The organism is Planosporangium spinosum, from assembly GCF_049999945.1.
Classification (GTDB): Bacteria; Actinomycetota; Actinomycetes; order Mycobacteriales; family Micromonosporaceae; genus Planosporangium; species Planosporangium spinosum.
The window spans coordinates 70,247-84,194 of record NZ_JBLYUB010000011.1; the positions used below are offsets into that span (position 1 = coordinate 70,247).

The window sequence follows — 13,948 nt, forward strand, 5'->3', positions numbered from 1 at the left end:
GGGTGACGCACCCCGAACAAAGCCAGCCTGCGGCGCCGCTGCCCGGGCCAGGTCACACCTGGCCCGGGCAGCCGGCGGTGGGCGCCGGCCCGGCGGCCCCCGGCTACGGGCCGCCGCCCGGATACCCGCCACCCGGCTACGGGCCGCCGCCTGGATACCCGCCGCCCGGCTACGCCGTACCGCCGCCCGCGGATCCCCGCTACGCCTACCCGCCGGGCGGTTTCCGGTACCCGGTTCCGGTCGCTCCCGGCGGCGCACCGCTGGCCGAGCCCTGGCAGCGGCTGGTGGCGTACCTTCTCGACTCGCTCATCCTGGGCGCGGTGCTGTTGATCCCGATGCTGCTGGTGTTCGCCGGCCTGTTCGTGCCGTTCTTCAGCGCGATCGACGCGAACTCCGCTCCGCTGAACCCGGCCCGACTGTTCCTGCTCGAGGTGCTGGCGCTGGCGATCATCGTGCCGCTGCAGATCGTCGCGTCGTACGTCTACTACGTACGCATGCACCACAGGTCGGGCCAGACGGTCGGCAAGCGCGTCATGAAGATCCGGGTGGTCCGCACGGTCGACGGCGACCGGATCGACCTTCGCGCCGCTCGGCGCCGCTGGCTCGTACAGCACGTGTCGGGGATCGTCGCGTCCTACTTCAACCTCGCCGACTCCCTGTGGCTGCTCTGGGACCAGCCGTACCGGCAGTGCCTGCATGACAAGGCCGCCGAGACCGTCGTGGTAAAGGTGACGATGTGAGCGCGATCGAACCGGGCTGGTACAAGGACCCCGCCGAGCCCACGACCCAGCGGTACTGGGACGGCGACGGGTGGATCGGCGAGCCGTTGCCGGCCGACGCCACCCCGCCCCCGGGGCCGCCGCCGGCGGCGCCCGAACGCCCCGCCGCCGGCGAGCACCCGGCGGAGCCGGAGCACCCGGCGGAGCCGGAGCACCCGGCGGAGCCGGAGCGCCCGGCAGCCGCCGACCGGCCGGTTCCGGGCGGTACGCCGCCCCCGGCCGGACCGCCGATCCCGCCGGCCTGGCCGCCGGGAGCGACACCACCGGGAGCGACACCGCCCGGCCCTGGTGGGGGGCCGCAGGGAACTGGCGGGGCGCCGGGAGCGGCGTGGTCGCCGGTACCGCCCGGTGCGTCCTGGCCGCCGCCGGGAGTGCCGCTGCCTCCGGGGACCCAGCCGCCACCCGGCTACCCGGTGCACCCCGCGTACGCCCGGCTCTTCGCGCCACCGCCGCGCCCGCACGGGTACCCGCTCGCCGACCCCGGGCGGCGGCTGGCCGCCCGGCTGATCGACATCGCCGTCCTCCTGGTGATCAACGCCCTGGTCAACGGCTGGTTCATCTACCAGTTCTGGCAGGAGTTCTGGCCCTGGTACCGGACGGTCTGGCAGCGCGTGCAGGCGCACCTGCCCTACGAGGACGTGCCCCAGCCGCAGAACATCCAGAGCCTCACCTTCACCATCACGGCCATCGCCGCCGCGCTGTGGTTCGCGTACGAGGTGCCGGCGCTGGCCAACAGCGGGCAGACGCTCGGCAAACGGCTGCTCGGGATCAAGGTGCTGCGCATGGAGGCCGACGGCCCGCTCGGGTTCGGGCGCGCCTGGCGCCGCTGGAACCCGATGGGAGTGGCGACCCTGCTGTGGACCTGCTGCGGCATCGGGTTCGTCATGCAGTTCATCGACTGCCTGTTCGTCGCCATCAACCAGCCACTGCACCAGGCCCTGCACGACAAGTCCGCGGCCACCGTGGTGGTTGACGTCACTCCTGAGAAGAACGGCACCCCCGACAAGAGCGGAGAAATGACATGAGCGGCCTCACCCGGCCCGACCTCGACGCGCTGCCCAGCTACGTCCCCGGACGCAGCGTCCCGGGCGCGATCAAGCTGGCCAGCAACGAGGTGCCGTACGGCCCGCTGCCCGGCGTGGTGGAGGCGATCGCCGAGGCCGCCGCCGGGGCGCACCGGTACCCCGACATGGGCGTGGTCGCGCTGCGCGAGGCGCTCGCCGAGCGGTACGGCGTCGACCCCGACCGGATCGCCACCGGATGCGGTTCGGTCGCGCTGGCCGAACACCTCGCCCGCGTCACCTGCCTGCCCGGTGACGAGATGCTGTACTCGTGGCGCTCCTTCGAGGCCTACCCGATCATCGCCGCGACCACCGCCGCCGCCAGCGTCCGGGTGCCCAACACGGCCGGGCACGCGCACGACCTGCCCGCCATGGCGGCCGCGATCACCGACCGGACGCGCCTGGTGCTGGTCTGCAACCCGAACAACCCGACCGGTACCGCGATCCGCCGCCCCGAGCTGGAGGCGTTCCTCGACGCCGTACCGGAGAACGTGCTGGTCGTGCTCGACGAGGCGTACCGGGAGTTCGTCACCGACCCGCAGGTACCGGACGGGCTGGAGATCGCCGGCGACCGGCCCAACGTGGTCGTGCTGCGCACGCTGTCCAAGGCGTGGGGGCTCGCCGGCCTGCGCATCGGGTTCCTGGTGGCACCGCCCGAGGTGGCGGCCGCGGTCCGCAAGATCGTGACGCCGTTCTCCACCTCCAGCGCCGCCCAGGCCGCCGCGTTGGCCGCGCTGCGCCAGGCCGACGAGATGCGGCGCCGGGCCGACCAGGTGGTCGCCGAGCGCGAGCGGCTGGTCCCGGCGCTGCGGAAGCTGGGCGCGGACGTACCCGACAGCCAGGCCAACTTCGTGTGGCTGCCGCTGGGCGACAGGGCGGTGGACTTCTCCGCCGCGTGCGAGCGGGCCGGTGTGATCGTGCGCCCGTTCGCCGGTGACGGGGTCCGCGTCACCGTCGGCACCCCGGAGGAGAACGACACGTTCCTGGCCGCCGCTGAGGCCGCCCTCGCCTGAGCGCGGTCCCCGTCACGCCGCCTTGATCGTCACAACGTGCCGGAAGTTGTGGTCATAGCACCTCGCCATGGCCACAACTTCCCGGAAGTTGTGACGATCAAGGGCTGACCGGTGGCAGGATCCGGCCCACGACCTCGCCGAAGCCGATCACCGCGCCGTCCGGGCCGGGCGCGGTCGCGGTCAGGGTCACCGTGTCACCGTCCTCCAGGAACGTGCGCGTACGGCCGTCCGCCAGCGTCACCGGTTCGGCGCCGCCCCAGGTCAGCTCGATGAACGAGCCGACCTCGTCGCGCCGTGGCCCGGAGACCGTGCCCGAGGCGTACAGGTCGCCGGCGCGCACCGAGGCCCCGTTGACGGTCATGTGGGCGAGTTGCTGGGCCGGCGTCCAGTACAGACCGGCGAACGGCGGCCGGGACACGGTCGTGCCGTTCCAGACCACCTCGATGCGGATGTCGTACCCGGCCCGGTCGCCGGCCAGGTAGGGCAGGACCGGCGGCGACTGTTCCGGAGCCGGCACCCGGGCCGCGGCGAGCGCGTCGAGCGGTACCACCCAGGCCGACACCGAGGTCGCGAACGACTTACCCAGGAACGGGCCGAGCGGCTGGTACTCCCACGCCTGGAGGTCGCGCGCGGACCAGTCGTTGACCAGGACCGCGCCGAACACGTACTCGGGGAAGTCCTTGGTGCTCAGCGGCGTACCCAGCGCCGACGGCGCGCCGACCACGAAGCCCACCTCGGCCTCGATGTCCAGGCGTTGGGACGGGCCAAAGGTGGGTGCCGGGGCGTCCGGCGCCTTGCGTTGTCCGCACGGGCGCACGATGTCGGTGCCGGACACCACGACGGTGCCGGCCCGCCCGTGGTACCCGATCGGCAGGTGCTTCCAGTTCGGCAGGAGTGGCTCCGAGCCCGGTCGGAACAGCCGCCCGAGGTTGGTGGCGTGCTCTTCGGAGGAGTAGAAGTCGACGTAGTCGCCGACCTCGAACGGTAGCCGGGGCGCCACGTCGGCCAGCGGCAGCACCAGCGCCGTGACGCGGTCGCGGTACGCGTCGTCGGTGAGCAGCTCGCAGAGCCGCTCCCGGACGGCCGTCCAGTGTGGGCGTCCCAGGGACAGGAACGGGTTGAGCGTGCCGGCCTGGAGGGTGCCACGCGCCTCCACCAGGCCGGCGCGCTCCAACGCGGCCAGGTCGAGTACGCGGTCGCCGATCCGCACCCCCAGCCGGGACGAGCCGTCACCGGGGTCGAAGGCGCCGTACGGCAGGTTGGCCACCCCGAACGGGTCGTCGGCGGGCAGGTCGAGCCAGCTCCGCGGCCGGAGTCGAGCGCTCACGTCAGTGCCTCTCTCGGTCGGAAGTCGTCGGGGTCCGGTGGTCGGTGTCCCGCGGGCCGCCGGCGTCCATCGGAAGGAGTCCGAGCGCGCGCAGGTCGGCGAGGGGCTCAGCGATGCTGCAGCTGCCGAAGCCGACCCACAGCGGCCGGGGCCGGTCCAGCCGGGCCCGCACCGCGGTGACGAGCGGGATGGCGTCGCCGGACGCGAGCACCCTGGCCACCTCCGCCGGTACGGCACCGTCCACCGCGGCGATCGCGGCGGCCAGGACGTTCAGGAAGCCGTGGTGGACGAAGCCGGTCTCCGGGTCGGTGTGCCGGAGCGCGTGGTGCAGGCCGGCGGTCAGCTTGAACGGCAGCTCGCGGTCCCGGCAGGCGCAGATGACCGCGGCGAGCTCCACCGGGGTCGGGAACAGCTCGGCCGCGAGTCCTCCGGTACGGAACTTCGGCGCCACCGGCGTTCCGGCGGCCCGCGCCTCGGCGAGGGTGTCCAGCGCGGCCGTGAGGCCCCAGGTCAGCGGGATCTCCGCGTACGTGGTGAGCCCGGCCCGGTCGACCAGCGCGAGCAGGTCGCGCAGGCCGGGCTGCGGGTCCTCACCGCGTTTGGCGACGGGTACCTCGATCTGGCGGACGGCACGTCCGGAGTCGAGCACCCGGGTCACGGGCTCGAGCTCGCCGACGACCCCGATCGCCACGTCGGCGGGCACGCCGCCGACGTCCTCGGGCGGGACGAGCAGCGGGCCGACCATGGGCGCGTGCCAGGCGGCGCGGTGTTCGCGGTGCGCGGCGACGGCGCCGGCGAGCGGCGCGTTGCCCGGTGGGAATACCGCGGCGTCGTCGAGGAGGCCGGCGAACACCGGGGGTACGGGACGCATTGACACGAGAATTGAACCTAGTAGAGGCTACGAATGGCGGACAATAGTGTTCGATTATCGGACGTCATGCTTCGCAAAGCGGCCAAAGCAGGAGGACGGATATGCCGTACTACCGCAGCGTCGGCGACCTGCCCCGCAAGCGCCATACCCAGTTCCGGCAGCCCGACGGGAGCCTGTACGCCGAGGAACTCATGGGCCAGGAGGGCTTCTCCAGCGACTCCTCGCTGCTCTACCACCGCCACCTCCCCACCGCGATCGTCGCGGCCGAGGAGTTCGTTCCACCGGCCTGGTCACGCATCCCGAACCTGCCCCTCAAGCCCCGCCACCTGCGTACCCACAAGCTCGACCCGGGCGGCGCCGACCCGATCCTGGGCCGGCAGCACCTGCTCGCCAACGACGACTGCCGGATCTCGTACGCCGTCGCCGACCAACCCTCCCCGCTGTACCGCAACGCGATCGGCGACGAGTGCGTGTACGTGGAGTCCGGCCGGGCCCGCGTCGAGTCGGTCTTCGGCGCCCTGGAGGTGGGCGCCGGGGACTACGTGATCATCCCGACTTCGGTCATCCACCGCATCGTGCCGCTCGACGGGCCGCTGCGCACGTTGGTGGTCGAGGCGACCGGACACATCGGACCGCCCAAGCGGTACCTGTCGGTACGCGGCCAGTTCCTGGAGCACGCGCCGTACTGCGAGCGCGACCTGCGCGGACCGGCGGAGCCGCTGCTGGTGGACCAGGCGGACGTGGACGTCTACGTCCAGCACCGGCGCGGCTGGACGACGTTCACCTACGCCAACCACCCGTTCGACGTGGTCGGTTGGGACGGCTGCCTGTACCCGTGGGCCTTCTCGATCCACGACTTCGAGCCGATCACCGGGCGGGTGCACCAGCCGCCGCCGGTCCACCAGACGTTCGAGGGCCCGAACTTCGTGATCTGCTCGTTCGTGCCACGCAAGGTCGACTACCACCCACTGGCGATCCCGGTGCCGTACAACCACCACAACGTCGACTCCGACGAGGTGCTGTTCTACACCGGCGGCAACTACGAGGCGCGCCGTGGCTCGGGCATCGAGCAGGGCTCGATCTCACTGCACCCGAGCGGCTTCACGCACGGGCCGCAGCCGGGGGCCGCGGAACGCGCCATCGGGGTCGACTACTTCGACGAGCTGGCCGTCATGGTCGACACGTTCCGGCCGCTCGACCTGTGCGAGCCGGCGCTGGCGTGCGAGGACACCGGGTACGCCTGGACCTGGGCTCGCCGCCCCTGACCCTCCGCGATCGTGGACACGGGGGCCACCTGTGGCCGGTCCACGTGCCCACGATCTACGCGGTGACCGGGTAGACCAGCGCGGTCGCGATCGCGGCGAGCCCCTCGCCGCGCCCGGTGAAGCCGAGCCCGTCGGTGGTCGTACCGGACAGCCGGACGGTCGCCGCGATCGCCTCGCCGAGCACCGCCTCGGCCTCGGCACGCCGCTTGCCGACCTTCGGCGCGACGCCGACCACCTGGACGGACACGTTGCCGATCTCGAACCCGGCCGCCCGCACCCGGCGCGCCGTCTCGGCGAGCAGGGAGACCCCGGACGCCCCGGCCCACTCCGGCCGGTCGGTGCCGTAGTTGGAGCCGAGGTCGCCCAGGCCCCCGGCCGACAGCAGCGCGTCGCAGGCGGCGTGCGCGACGACGTCGCCGTCGGAGTGCCCAGCCAACCCGTCGACGCCGTCCCACCGCAGACCGGCCACCCAGCAGGCCCGGCCCGGGGAGTACGCGTGCACGTCGGTGCCGACACCGACCAGGGGAACGATCACGACCCGAGGGTACGCAACGAGCCGGGCACCGGCCGCGGGGCGGGTGAAGCGCACCCGCGAACCCGTCGGAGTTCACCTTCTCCGCTTACCCTTGACCTGATGCCTTCCCCTTTCTCGGCCGGCAAGCGGCCGCGCAGCTCCGTGGCCGCCGCCGTGCGGTTCGGCGCGCTGGTCGTACTGGTCGCGGGGCTGGGCCTCGCCACCCTGCTGGCGCATCCGAGCCGGCACGGCCTGCTGCACGCCGCGCACTCCAGCCACCTGGTAGCGCCCCTGATCGCGGTCGTGGGCAGCGCCCTGCTGGTCGCCGCGCTCACCCCTCGTACGTTGCTGTCGTTCGTCGGGGGCGCCCTGTTCGGGACCCTCGCCGGTTCGGCGTACGTACTGATCGGGGTGACCGCGGGAGCGACGCTGTCGTTCTGCATCGGCCGCCTGCTGGGCCGCGACTTCGTGGCCGGTCACCTGCGCGGCCGGTTCGCCCTGATCGAGAGGGCCGTGGCCCGGCGGGCGATGACCTCGGTGATGGTGTCCCGGCTCATTCCGCTCGTCCCGTTCGGCGTCTCCAACTACGCGTTCGGCACCACGTCGGTCCGGTTCGTCCCCTACCTGGCCGGAACGGTGATCGGCGCGATGCCGGCCACGATGGCGTACGCCGCGCTCGGGTCGGCGACGATGCGGAGCGACCCGGCCGGTGCGACGTACGCCGGGATCGCGGTGGGCGCACTGGCGGTCGCCGGCTCGATCGGCACCTTCCTGGTGTGGCGCCGCCGGCCCCGCAGCCGGAGCACTGCCGAGCCGCAGCAGCTGCCGGCCGCCCCACAGGTGCCCGCCGCCGTCGACTGACGCGTCCGGCAGGCCGGAACGAGCCGCTAGTCCGCTTCGACGGTCAGGGACAGCAGGTGCTCGGCGATCACCAGATCGAGCGGCCTTGTGATCTTGAGAGCGGTCTCCTCGCCCGGCACGGTCCAGACCGGTACGCCCAGCTTCTCCGCCATGCCCGCATCGTCGGTGTGGTCGTCGACCGCGGCGGCGTGGGCCTCCACCAGGACCGCCCGGCGGAACCCCTGCGGGGTCTGCACGGCGCGCAGCGCCGACCGGTCCAGCGTCGCCGTCACCTCACCGGTGGGCTGGACATGTTTGATGGTGTCGACGACCGGCAGTGCGGGTATCACCGCGTCATGTCCGTTCCGGACCGCCGCGGCGACCCGTTCGACCAGCTCGGGCGGGGTGAGCGCGCGTGCCGCGTCGTGCACGAGCACGATGTCGTACCGGTCGGGCACCGCCGCGAGCGCGGCGCCGACCGATCGCTGGCGGGACTCACCGCCCGCCACCACGATCAGGTGCACCGCTGGCGTGACCGGTGCGAGCAGGTCACGGACGGCCGTCACCGCGTCGGGCGGCGCCGCCACGACCACACAGCCCACCGACGGGGCCGTGGCCACCCGGCGCACCGCGTGGACCAGCAACGGCTCGCCGCCCAGTGTCCGCAGCGCCTTCGGGGCGCCGGGGCCGAGGCGGACCCCCATGCCCGCAGCTGGAACGAGGACCGCGACGTCACCACGCATACGTTGCTGCGCGGTCACGTCGCGGTCCTCGGTCTACGAAACAGCAGGGTTGGCGGAGGATCAGGCTCCGGTGAGCACCTTGTCGAGGAGCACCTCGGCCTCGTCCTTGGTGCTCTTCTCGGCGAGGGCGACCTCACCGACCAGGATGTCCCGAGCCTTCGCGAGCATCCGCTTCTCACCCGCGGAGAGGCCCCGCTCGCGCTCGCGACGCCACAGGTCACGCACGACCTCGGCGACCTTGAGCGGGTTGCCGGAGGCCAGCTTCTCCAGGTTTGCCTTGTAACGCCGAGACCAGTTGGTCGGCTCCTCGGTGTGCGGAGCACGGAGGACATCGAAGACCTTCGTAAGGCCCTCTTCGCCGACCACCTCACGCACGCCGACGCTCTCGGCGTTCTCGGCGGGCACCCGCACCGTCAGGTCACCCTGAGCGACCCTCAGGACGAGGTACTGCTTCTCCTCGCCCTTGACGATCCGAGTCTCGATTGCCTCGATGAGTGCGGCCCCGTGGTGGGGGTAGACAACGGTCTCGCCGACACTGAAAACCATAGGTTCGAAACCCCTTTCGCTGTGGCTAGCGTAACACGGCGACAGCGCGTAAACCCACCTTGATCTTCGTCGTTAGTGCTGCTCAGAGCACTTGTGAAGCGCCTTTCTACCGCTTGACAGAATGCTGGAAACCTGCATGTGACTGCGCTCCGTGACCATCTGGTAACCCGCCAGGAGTGCAACAGCCATGCGGATTATTCGTCCGACGACCATTGACAGCCGTGACAGGTACCCACTTCAACCATTGTGACCAGGGATTTCTACGGTCAGCCGGTAGGCGTTGGATCCGCGATCACAAGATCTACAAGTTGGCCCCTGGTTTTCCCGGCCCGGAAGGGGGACAGTGGGAGACCAGGCGCAAGGAGTCGGCCATGGGGACGCTCAGCGGTGGGAACAGCGGCGGTTGGCCGCCGGACGAACTGCCCGAACTGCCCCCGGAGTGGGGCCCGGTCGTCATCCCGGATGACGCTTCGGAACTGGCTCGGGAAGCGGCGCAGGTGCGACGTGAACTGCGATGGCGGGCCCGCGAGCGGCGCTGGAGACGACGGCTGCGCCTGCCACCGGCAGATCCCCGACCGGGCGACGAGGACGTGCCGGCGCTGGGCGTACCGCTGCTGGTCATCCTGATCGCAACCATCGCGACCCTGACCAGCCTGTTCGTCATCTCCTGGCCCTCGCGGCCACAGCGGCCCGACCTCCAGCCCACGGCGGTCTCCACGCCGTCGTCCCCGGCGCCCGCCCCGGTCTCCACCGACCAGCGGGCCCCCGGCACGGACGACACCACCACCCCGCACGCGTTCGGCCGACTCCTCCCGGCGTACCGCGACTCCAGCACGACGTGGGCGGCCCTGCGCTGACGGCCCGGCCACCGAGGGTGGCCCCGCCCCGGCCGGGCTGCCGTCGCGGCGGTCCCTGCCCCGGCAGCACGACCCGGACGGGCTCCCCTAGCCGGCCGACAGCAGCGCGACGTACAGCGTCAGGCCGGGCCCGAACGCCAGCGCGACCACCCGGCGCGGCGGGGTCGGCGACCGCCACAGTGTGTCCAGGATCATCAATACCGTCGGCGACGAGCAGTTACCGTGCGTAGCCAAAGTCTCACGTGACGGCGCGATCCGCTCCTCGGACAGTCCCAACCGGTCACGCACGACGTCGAGGATCTTCGGTCCCCCCGGGTGCACCGCCCACCCGTCCACGTCGGACACCGCGAGGCCGTGCCGGGCGAGCAGGTCACGTACCAGCGGGCCGACGTGCTCGGCGAGGACGTCGGGTACCCGCGCCGACAGTCCCATCCGGAATCCCAGGTCGGTCACGTCCCACGTCATGTGGTCCGCGGTGGACGTGTCGGTGACCGCGGTGACCTCGCGGACGGTGTACCCGGCGGCACCGTCCGGGCCGGTCACGTACCCGGCGGCACCGTCCGGGCCGGTCACGTACCCGGCGGCACCGTCCGGGCGGCCGGGCCGTACCACCACGGCCGCCGCGGCGTCGGAGAACAGCGCGTGCGCCACGATCTGCTGCGGGTCCCGGCTCGGCGGCTGCAGGTGCAGCGTGGTCAGTTCCACGCACAGCAGCAGCGCCGGCCGGCCACGACCGGCAACGAAGTCGGTCACCACGCCCAGCCCCGGCAGCGCCGCGTAACAGCCCATGTGGCCGATGAACAGCCGCTGGGTGTGCACAGACATGCCCAGGTCGCGGGCGAGCAGGATGTCCAGGCCGGGCGTGGCGTAGCCGGTGCACGAGCAGACCGCGAACAGCCCGACCTCGGTCGGGTCGAGGCCGGCCGCGGCGAGCGCGCCGGCCGCCGCCTCCTTGCCCAGCGGCAGCGCCTCGACGAGATAACGCTCCATCCTGGCCTTGGTCGACCAGCCGGACACGTCCTCCAGGGCCGGGTTGACCACGCCGTGCCGGGTGACCACGCCGGCGTTGGCGAAGATCCGTTGGGCGAGCCCGCGCTGCACGCCCGCGTAGTGGCCGGCGAAGAAGTCGCGCCACATCTCGTCCTGGCGCAGTGGGGGCGGGTGGGTGACCCGGACAGCGGCGACGGCGGGCCGCGGCTCAGTCATCCTTGCCTTCTACCCATCGGTAACGGTGGCCATGCGGCGGCGCGGCGGTTACGGGCCGGCCTGCCCGCACCGGGGTCACGGGCAGGCGCGCCGGTACGGTGCTCACCGGGCCGCATGCCGGCGCGATGATCACCATCGCGGGCCGGTACCGTCGGAGTCGGGGTCGCCGCCCAGTGCCGCCACCCCCAGCCAGTCGGCGCAGACGTCGGACGTCGCCGGCTGCAACGACCCGCAGCGGGCGTCGCGGTAGAGCCGCTCCAGCGGGTGCCCCCGGCGGCTGGCGCCGGTGCCGGCCGCCTCCAGCATGCTGGCCGCCACCTCGGCCGCGGTCGTACCGGCCAGCAACTTGGCCCGCCACACCCAGCGGTTGGTCTCCGGCTCGCCGGGCGCGGCGTCCACCCGCCGGGCCGCCTCCTCCACCGCGAGCCGGGCGGCCGCGACCGCGGCGTCGGCCCGCCCGATCCGGGCCCGTACGGCGGGCAGGTGCGCCAGCCCGCGCCCGTTGAGGTGCTCGACCGCCGCGTCGACCGCCGCCTGCGCGACCCCGACGTACACCGCCGCATAGCTGGCCACCATCCAGTGCGGCATCAGCTGCGCCACCAGCAGGGCCAGCCCCTCCACCCCGCCGAGCAGGGCGTCGGCCGGGACCGTCGCGTCCAGGTACAGGTCATGCGAGGCGGTGGCGCGCATGCCGAGCGCGTCCCAGGTCGGCTCCACGGTGAGGCCGGCGGTGCCGGCGGGTACCAGGAACTGCGACACCGTCGACGGGTCGGCGGCGCTACGGGCGGCGACCAGGTACGCGTCGGCGTGCCCGGCGCCGGAGACGAACGTCTTGGCACCCTTGATGCGGAAGCCGCCCGCCTCGGCGCTGTACACGGTGGACAGCGCCGACAGCCGGGAACCGGCGCCGCGCTCGCTCATCGCGACCGCGTACCAGGCACCGCCGGCCGCCGCCGCGAGTACCCGGTCGCGGGCAACGAGGAAGCTCTCCGGTACGCCCAGTGCCTCGACGAGGGTGTCCGGGATCCCGGCGAGCGCCCCGGTCACCGAGGCGTGCATGTTGAACACGAGCGCGGTCGCGCCGTTGCCCCGGGCCAGTTCGTGGGCGACGGCCGCGTACCCGGCGAAGCCCGCACCCAGCCCGCCCAGGCGCTCGGGCACCATCAGCCCGAGCAGCCCCGCCTGCCGCAGGTCGGCGAAGTCGTCGGCGGGGAACGCCCCGTCGCGGTCGTGGCCCGCGGCGCGGGCGGCGAAGCGGGGCACCAGCCGGCGGGCGGCCGCCAGCGCGTCGGTCGTCACGAAGCCTCCTTGTTGCCGATCGCCTGGTAGAGCACGCTGGTCGACCAGGTCGGGACCATCGGCGCGGCGCCCCGGCGGGTGACCAGCCAGCGCAGCAGGCCGCGTACCTGCGGGCGCAGGCCACGGGTACGCAGCGCGACCCCGTGCCGGGCGAACTCGGCGACCAGCGCCTTCGGGTCGATGAAGAGGTCGGGGTCGTGGATGCCGGGCGGCGCGCCGCCGGGCATCCGTTCGGCCACCGAGATGGCCAGGAACCGGCACAGCGCCGTGTCGGCGAGGGTGTCGAGCACCACCAGGCCGCCCGGGCGCAGGATCCGGCACACCTCGGACACCGTCGCCGGCAGGTCCGGGACGTGCTCCAGCAGTTCACCCGCGCTGACCACGTCGGCGCAGCCGTCGGCCAGCGGCAACCGGGTCACGTCCGCCCGTACCCCGGTCACGCCGTGCTCGCGGGCCAGGTCGAGGGCGGAGCTGACCAGATCCACGCCGACGTGCCGGTACCCCTTGCCGGTGACGTGCGGGGCGAGCAGGCCGCCGCCGCAGCCGAGGTCGACCAGGACCGCGCCGGGCCGGCGCGCCGGCGGCACCAGCCGGCCCCGGGCCGCGGCGATCCAGGCCAGCATCGCGAACCGACCCTCCGGGCGCCACCACTCGGCCACGAGGTCGTCGTACTGCCGGACGTCGTTGCGGGGGCGGGTGGGCGGCCGCATGACCGCCAGCCTGACACGAAACGATCTGCCCGGCCACACTTACCGCATGCGTTCCGCGCTCGGCCTGCTCAAGGCGTGCCACCCCGAGCCGACCGCCGCGGTCACCGCGGTCGCGGCGCTGCTGGCGCTGGCGACCGGGCGCGGTGCCGTGGGCGCGGCCACGGTCGCCGCCGCCGTGCTCGCCAGCCAGCTCGCCGTGGGTTGGAGCAACGACGCCCTCGACGCGGCGCGCGACGCCGCCGTCGGCCGCACCGACAAGCCCATCGTCGCGGGGACCGTCTCCCGGCGTACCGTCGCCACCGCCGCCGTGATCGCCGCTGCGGCGACGGTTCCGCTGGCGCTGCTGTCCGGTGTACGGGCCGGTTCGGTCGCCGGCGTCGGCCTGGCCGCGGCGCTGCTGTACAACTGGCCGCTGAAGGCCACGGTCGTCTCGGTGCTGCCGTACACGGTGTCGTTCGCCGCGCTGCCGGCGTTCGTGGTGCTCGGGGTGGCCAGCCCGCCCTGGTGGCTGGTCGTCGCCGGGGCGCTGCTGGGCGCGGGCGCCCACTTCGCCAACGTCCTACCCGACCTCGACGACGACGCCCGTACCGGCGTGCATGGGCTGCCGCACCGGCTCGGCGGACAGGTGAGCGCGCTGCTCACCGGCGGTCTGCTGGTCGCCGCGACCGGGGTGCTGGCGTTCGGCCCGCCCGGGCCGCCCGGCTGGGCCGGGGCGGGCGCTTTCGGCGCCGCCACGGTGGTCCTGATCGGCGGCGGATACCTGGCCGCCCGCCGCCCGGCCTCGCGCGTGGCTTTCCGGTCGATGCTGGTCGTGGCCGTCCTCGATGTGATCCTGCTGCTGGCGACCGGCCTGCGGCTGTGAGCCGGCACACGCCCGCGAACCGGTCGGGCCGAAGGTGAGCGGGTCGGCGCCGGGC

General features: G+C 73.3%; 15 protein-coding genes. 7 read left to right on the plus strand and 8 right to left on the minus strand.

Annotated features, from left to right (window positions below; translation table 11 throughout):
* The first annotated feature begins 2 nt into the window (after window positions 1–2).
* The 3 genes from ACNTMW_RS16575 to hisC are packed head-to-tail and all read left to right on the plus strand — an operon-like array spanning window position 3 to window position 2,853.
* On the plus strand, window positions 3–740 hold the full coding sequence (locus tag ACNTMW_RS16575; RefSeq protein WP_426634520.1) for an RDD family protein: 738 nt from the start codon (window positions 3–5) through the stop codon (window positions 738–740).
* Entirely contained in the window at window positions 737–1,804 is a 1,068-nt protein-coding gene (locus ACNTMW_RS16580) for an RDD family protein (protein ID WP_426634521.1), read from the plus strand. Before ACNTMW_RS16575 ends, ACNTMW_RS16580 begins: the two co-directional genes overlap by 4 nt.
* A complete protein-coding gene (hisC, locus tag ACNTMW_RS16585; protein ID WP_426634522.1) occupies window positions 1,801–2,853 on the plus strand; it encodes a histidinol-phosphate transaminase in 1,053 nt (350 codons plus the stop codon). The genes ACNTMW_RS16580 and hisC overlap by 4 nt, the downstream gene beginning before the upstream one ends.
* Before the next feature lie 97 nt (window positions 2,854–2,950).
* Here hisC and fahA read toward each other — a convergent pair whose 3' ends face one another.
* Entirely contained in the window at window positions 2,951–4,180 is a 1,230-nt protein-coding gene (gene fahA, locus ACNTMW_RS16590; RefSeq protein ID WP_426634523.1) for a fumarylacetoacetase, read from the minus strand.
* 1 nt (window position 4,181) lies between these two features.
* Window positions 4,182–5,051 carry a hypothetical protein gene (locus ACNTMW_RS16595; RefSeq protein ID WP_426634524.1) on the minus strand — a complete coding sequence of 290 codons (870 nt, stop codon included), beginning with the start codon at window positions 5,049–5,051 and terminating at the stop codon, window positions 4,182–4,184.
* A 101-nt stretch (window positions 5,052–5,152) separates the two neighbouring features.
* On the opposite strand from ACNTMW_RS16595, the gene ACNTMW_RS16600 reads away from it, so the two are divergent.
* On the plus strand, window positions 5,153–6,316 hold the full coding sequence (locus tag ACNTMW_RS16600) for a homogentisate 1,2-dioxygenase (RefSeq protein ID WP_426634525.1): 1,164 nt from the start codon (window positions 5,153–5,155) through the stop codon (window positions 6,314–6,316).
* A 55-nt stretch (window positions 6,317–6,371) separates the two neighbouring features.
* Here ACNTMW_RS16600 and ispF read toward each other — a convergent pair whose 3' ends face one another.
* Window positions 6,372–6,851 carry a 2-C-methyl-D-erythritol 2,4-cyclodiphosphate synthase gene (gene ispF / locus ACNTMW_RS16605; RefSeq protein WP_426634526.1) on the minus strand — a complete coding sequence of 160 codons (480 nt, stop codon included), beginning with the start codon at window positions 6,849–6,851 and terminating at the stop codon, window positions 6,372–6,374.
* 99 nt (window positions 6,852–6,950) lie between these two features.
* Here ispF and ACNTMW_RS16610 point away from each other — a divergent pair, with 99 nt between their 5' ends.
* Window positions 6,951–7,691 carry a TVP38/TMEM64 family protein gene (locus ACNTMW_RS16610; RefSeq protein WP_426634527.1) on the plus strand — a complete coding sequence of 247 codons (741 nt, stop codon included), beginning with the start codon at window positions 6,951–6,953 and terminating at the stop codon, window positions 7,689–7,691.
* A 26-nt stretch (window positions 7,692–7,717) separates the two neighbouring features.
* Here ACNTMW_RS16610 and ispD read toward each other — a convergent pair whose 3' ends face one another.
* On the minus strand, window positions 7,718–8,431 hold the full coding sequence (gene ispD, locus ACNTMW_RS16615) for a 2-C-methyl-D-erythritol 4-phosphate cytidylyltransferase (RefSeq protein ID WP_426634528.1): 714 nt from the start codon (window positions 8,429–8,431) through the stop codon (window positions 7,718–7,720).
* A 42-nt stretch (window positions 8,432–8,473) separates the two neighbouring features.
* Window positions 8,474–8,959 carry a CarD family transcriptional regulator gene (locus ACNTMW_RS16620; protein ID WP_167928768.1) on the minus strand — a complete coding sequence of 162 codons (486 nt, stop codon included), beginning with the start codon at window positions 8,957–8,959 and terminating at the stop codon, window positions 8,474–8,476.
* A gap of 371 nt (window positions 8,960–9,330) precedes the next feature.
* Between ACNTMW_RS16620 and ACNTMW_RS16625 the strand changes: the two genes are divergently transcribed.
* Entirely contained in the window at window positions 9,331–9,816 is a 486-nt protein-coding gene (locus tag ACNTMW_RS16625; protein ID WP_426634529.1) for a hypothetical protein, read from the plus strand.
* A gap of 87 nt (window positions 9,817–9,903) precedes the next feature.
* Here the strand turns inward: ACNTMW_RS16625 and ACNTMW_RS16630 are convergent, their stop codons facing one another.
* The 3 genes from ACNTMW_RS16630 to ACNTMW_RS16640 form a co-directional block, all read right to left on the minus strand.
* On the minus strand, window positions 9,904–11,022 hold the full coding sequence (locus ACNTMW_RS16630) for a type III polyketide synthase (protein ID WP_426634530.1): 1,119 nt from the start codon (window positions 11,020–11,022) through the stop codon (window positions 9,904–9,906).
* Window positions 11,023–11,151: 129 nt separating this feature from the next.
* Window positions 11,152–12,321 carry an acyl-CoA dehydrogenase family protein gene (locus ACNTMW_RS16635; RefSeq protein ID WP_426634531.1) on the minus strand — a complete coding sequence of 390 codons (1,170 nt, stop codon included), beginning with the start codon at window positions 12,319–12,321 and terminating at the stop codon, window positions 11,152–11,154.
* Complete coding sequence (locus ACNTMW_RS16640; protein WP_426634532.1) at window positions 12,318–13,031, minus strand: methyltransferase domain-containing protein; 714 nt, start codon at window positions 13,029–13,031, stop codon at window positions 12,318–12,320. Before ACNTMW_RS16640 ends, ACNTMW_RS16635 begins: the two co-directional genes overlap by 4 nt.
* Here ACNTMW_RS16640 and ACNTMW_RS16645 point away from each other — a divergent pair.
* The gene (locus ACNTMW_RS16645; RefSeq protein WP_426634533.1) at window positions 13,030–13,893 is read left to right on the plus strand and encodes a UbiA family prenyltransferase; all 864 of its coding nucleotides are present in this window, start codon (window positions 13,030–13,032) and stop codon (window positions 13,891–13,893) included. The genes ACNTMW_RS16640 and ACNTMW_RS16645 overlap by 2 nt on opposite strands.
* The last annotated feature ends 55 nt before the right edge of the window (window positions 13,894–13,948 follow it).

Bases quoted from the DNA above. Each gene is read 5' to 3' on its own strand.
- ACNTMW_RS16610 (WP_426634527.1), top strand. From the start codon at position 6,951: ATGCCTTCCCCTTTCTCGGCCGGCAAGCGGCCGCGCAGCTCCGTGGCC.
- ACNTMW_RS16640 (WP_426634532.1), bottom strand. From the start codon at position 13,031: ATGCGGCCGCCCACCCGCCCCCGCAACGACGTCCGGCAGTACGACGAC.
- hisC (WP_426634522.1), top strand. From the start codon at position 1,801: ATGAGCGGCCTCACCCGGCCCGACCTCGACGCGCTGCCCAGCTACGTC.
- ACNTMW_RS16595 (WP_426634524.1), bottom strand. From the start codon at position 5,051: ATGCGTCCCGTACCCCCGGTGTTCGCCGGCCTCCTCGACGACGCCGCG.
- ACNTMW_RS16620 (WP_167928768.1), bottom strand. From the start codon at position 8,959: ATGGTTTTCAGTGTCGGCGAGACCGTTGTCTACCCCCACCACGGGGCC.
- ACNTMW_RS16645 (WP_426634533.1), top strand. From the start codon at position 13,030: ATGACCGCCAGCCTGACACGAAACGATCTGCCCGGCCACACTTACCGC.
- ACNTMW_RS16625 (WP_426634529.1), top strand. From the start codon at position 9,331: ATGGGGACGCTCAGCGGTGGGAACAGCGGCGGTTGGCCGCCGGACGAA.
- ACNTMW_RS16630 (WP_426634530.1), bottom strand. From the start codon at position 11,022: ATGACTGAGCCGCGGCCCGCCGTCGCCGCTGTCCGGGTCACCCACCCG.
- ACNTMW_RS16600 (WP_426634525.1), top strand. From the start codon at position 5,153: ATGCCGTACTACCGCAGCGTCGGCGACCTGCCCCGCAAGCGCCATACC.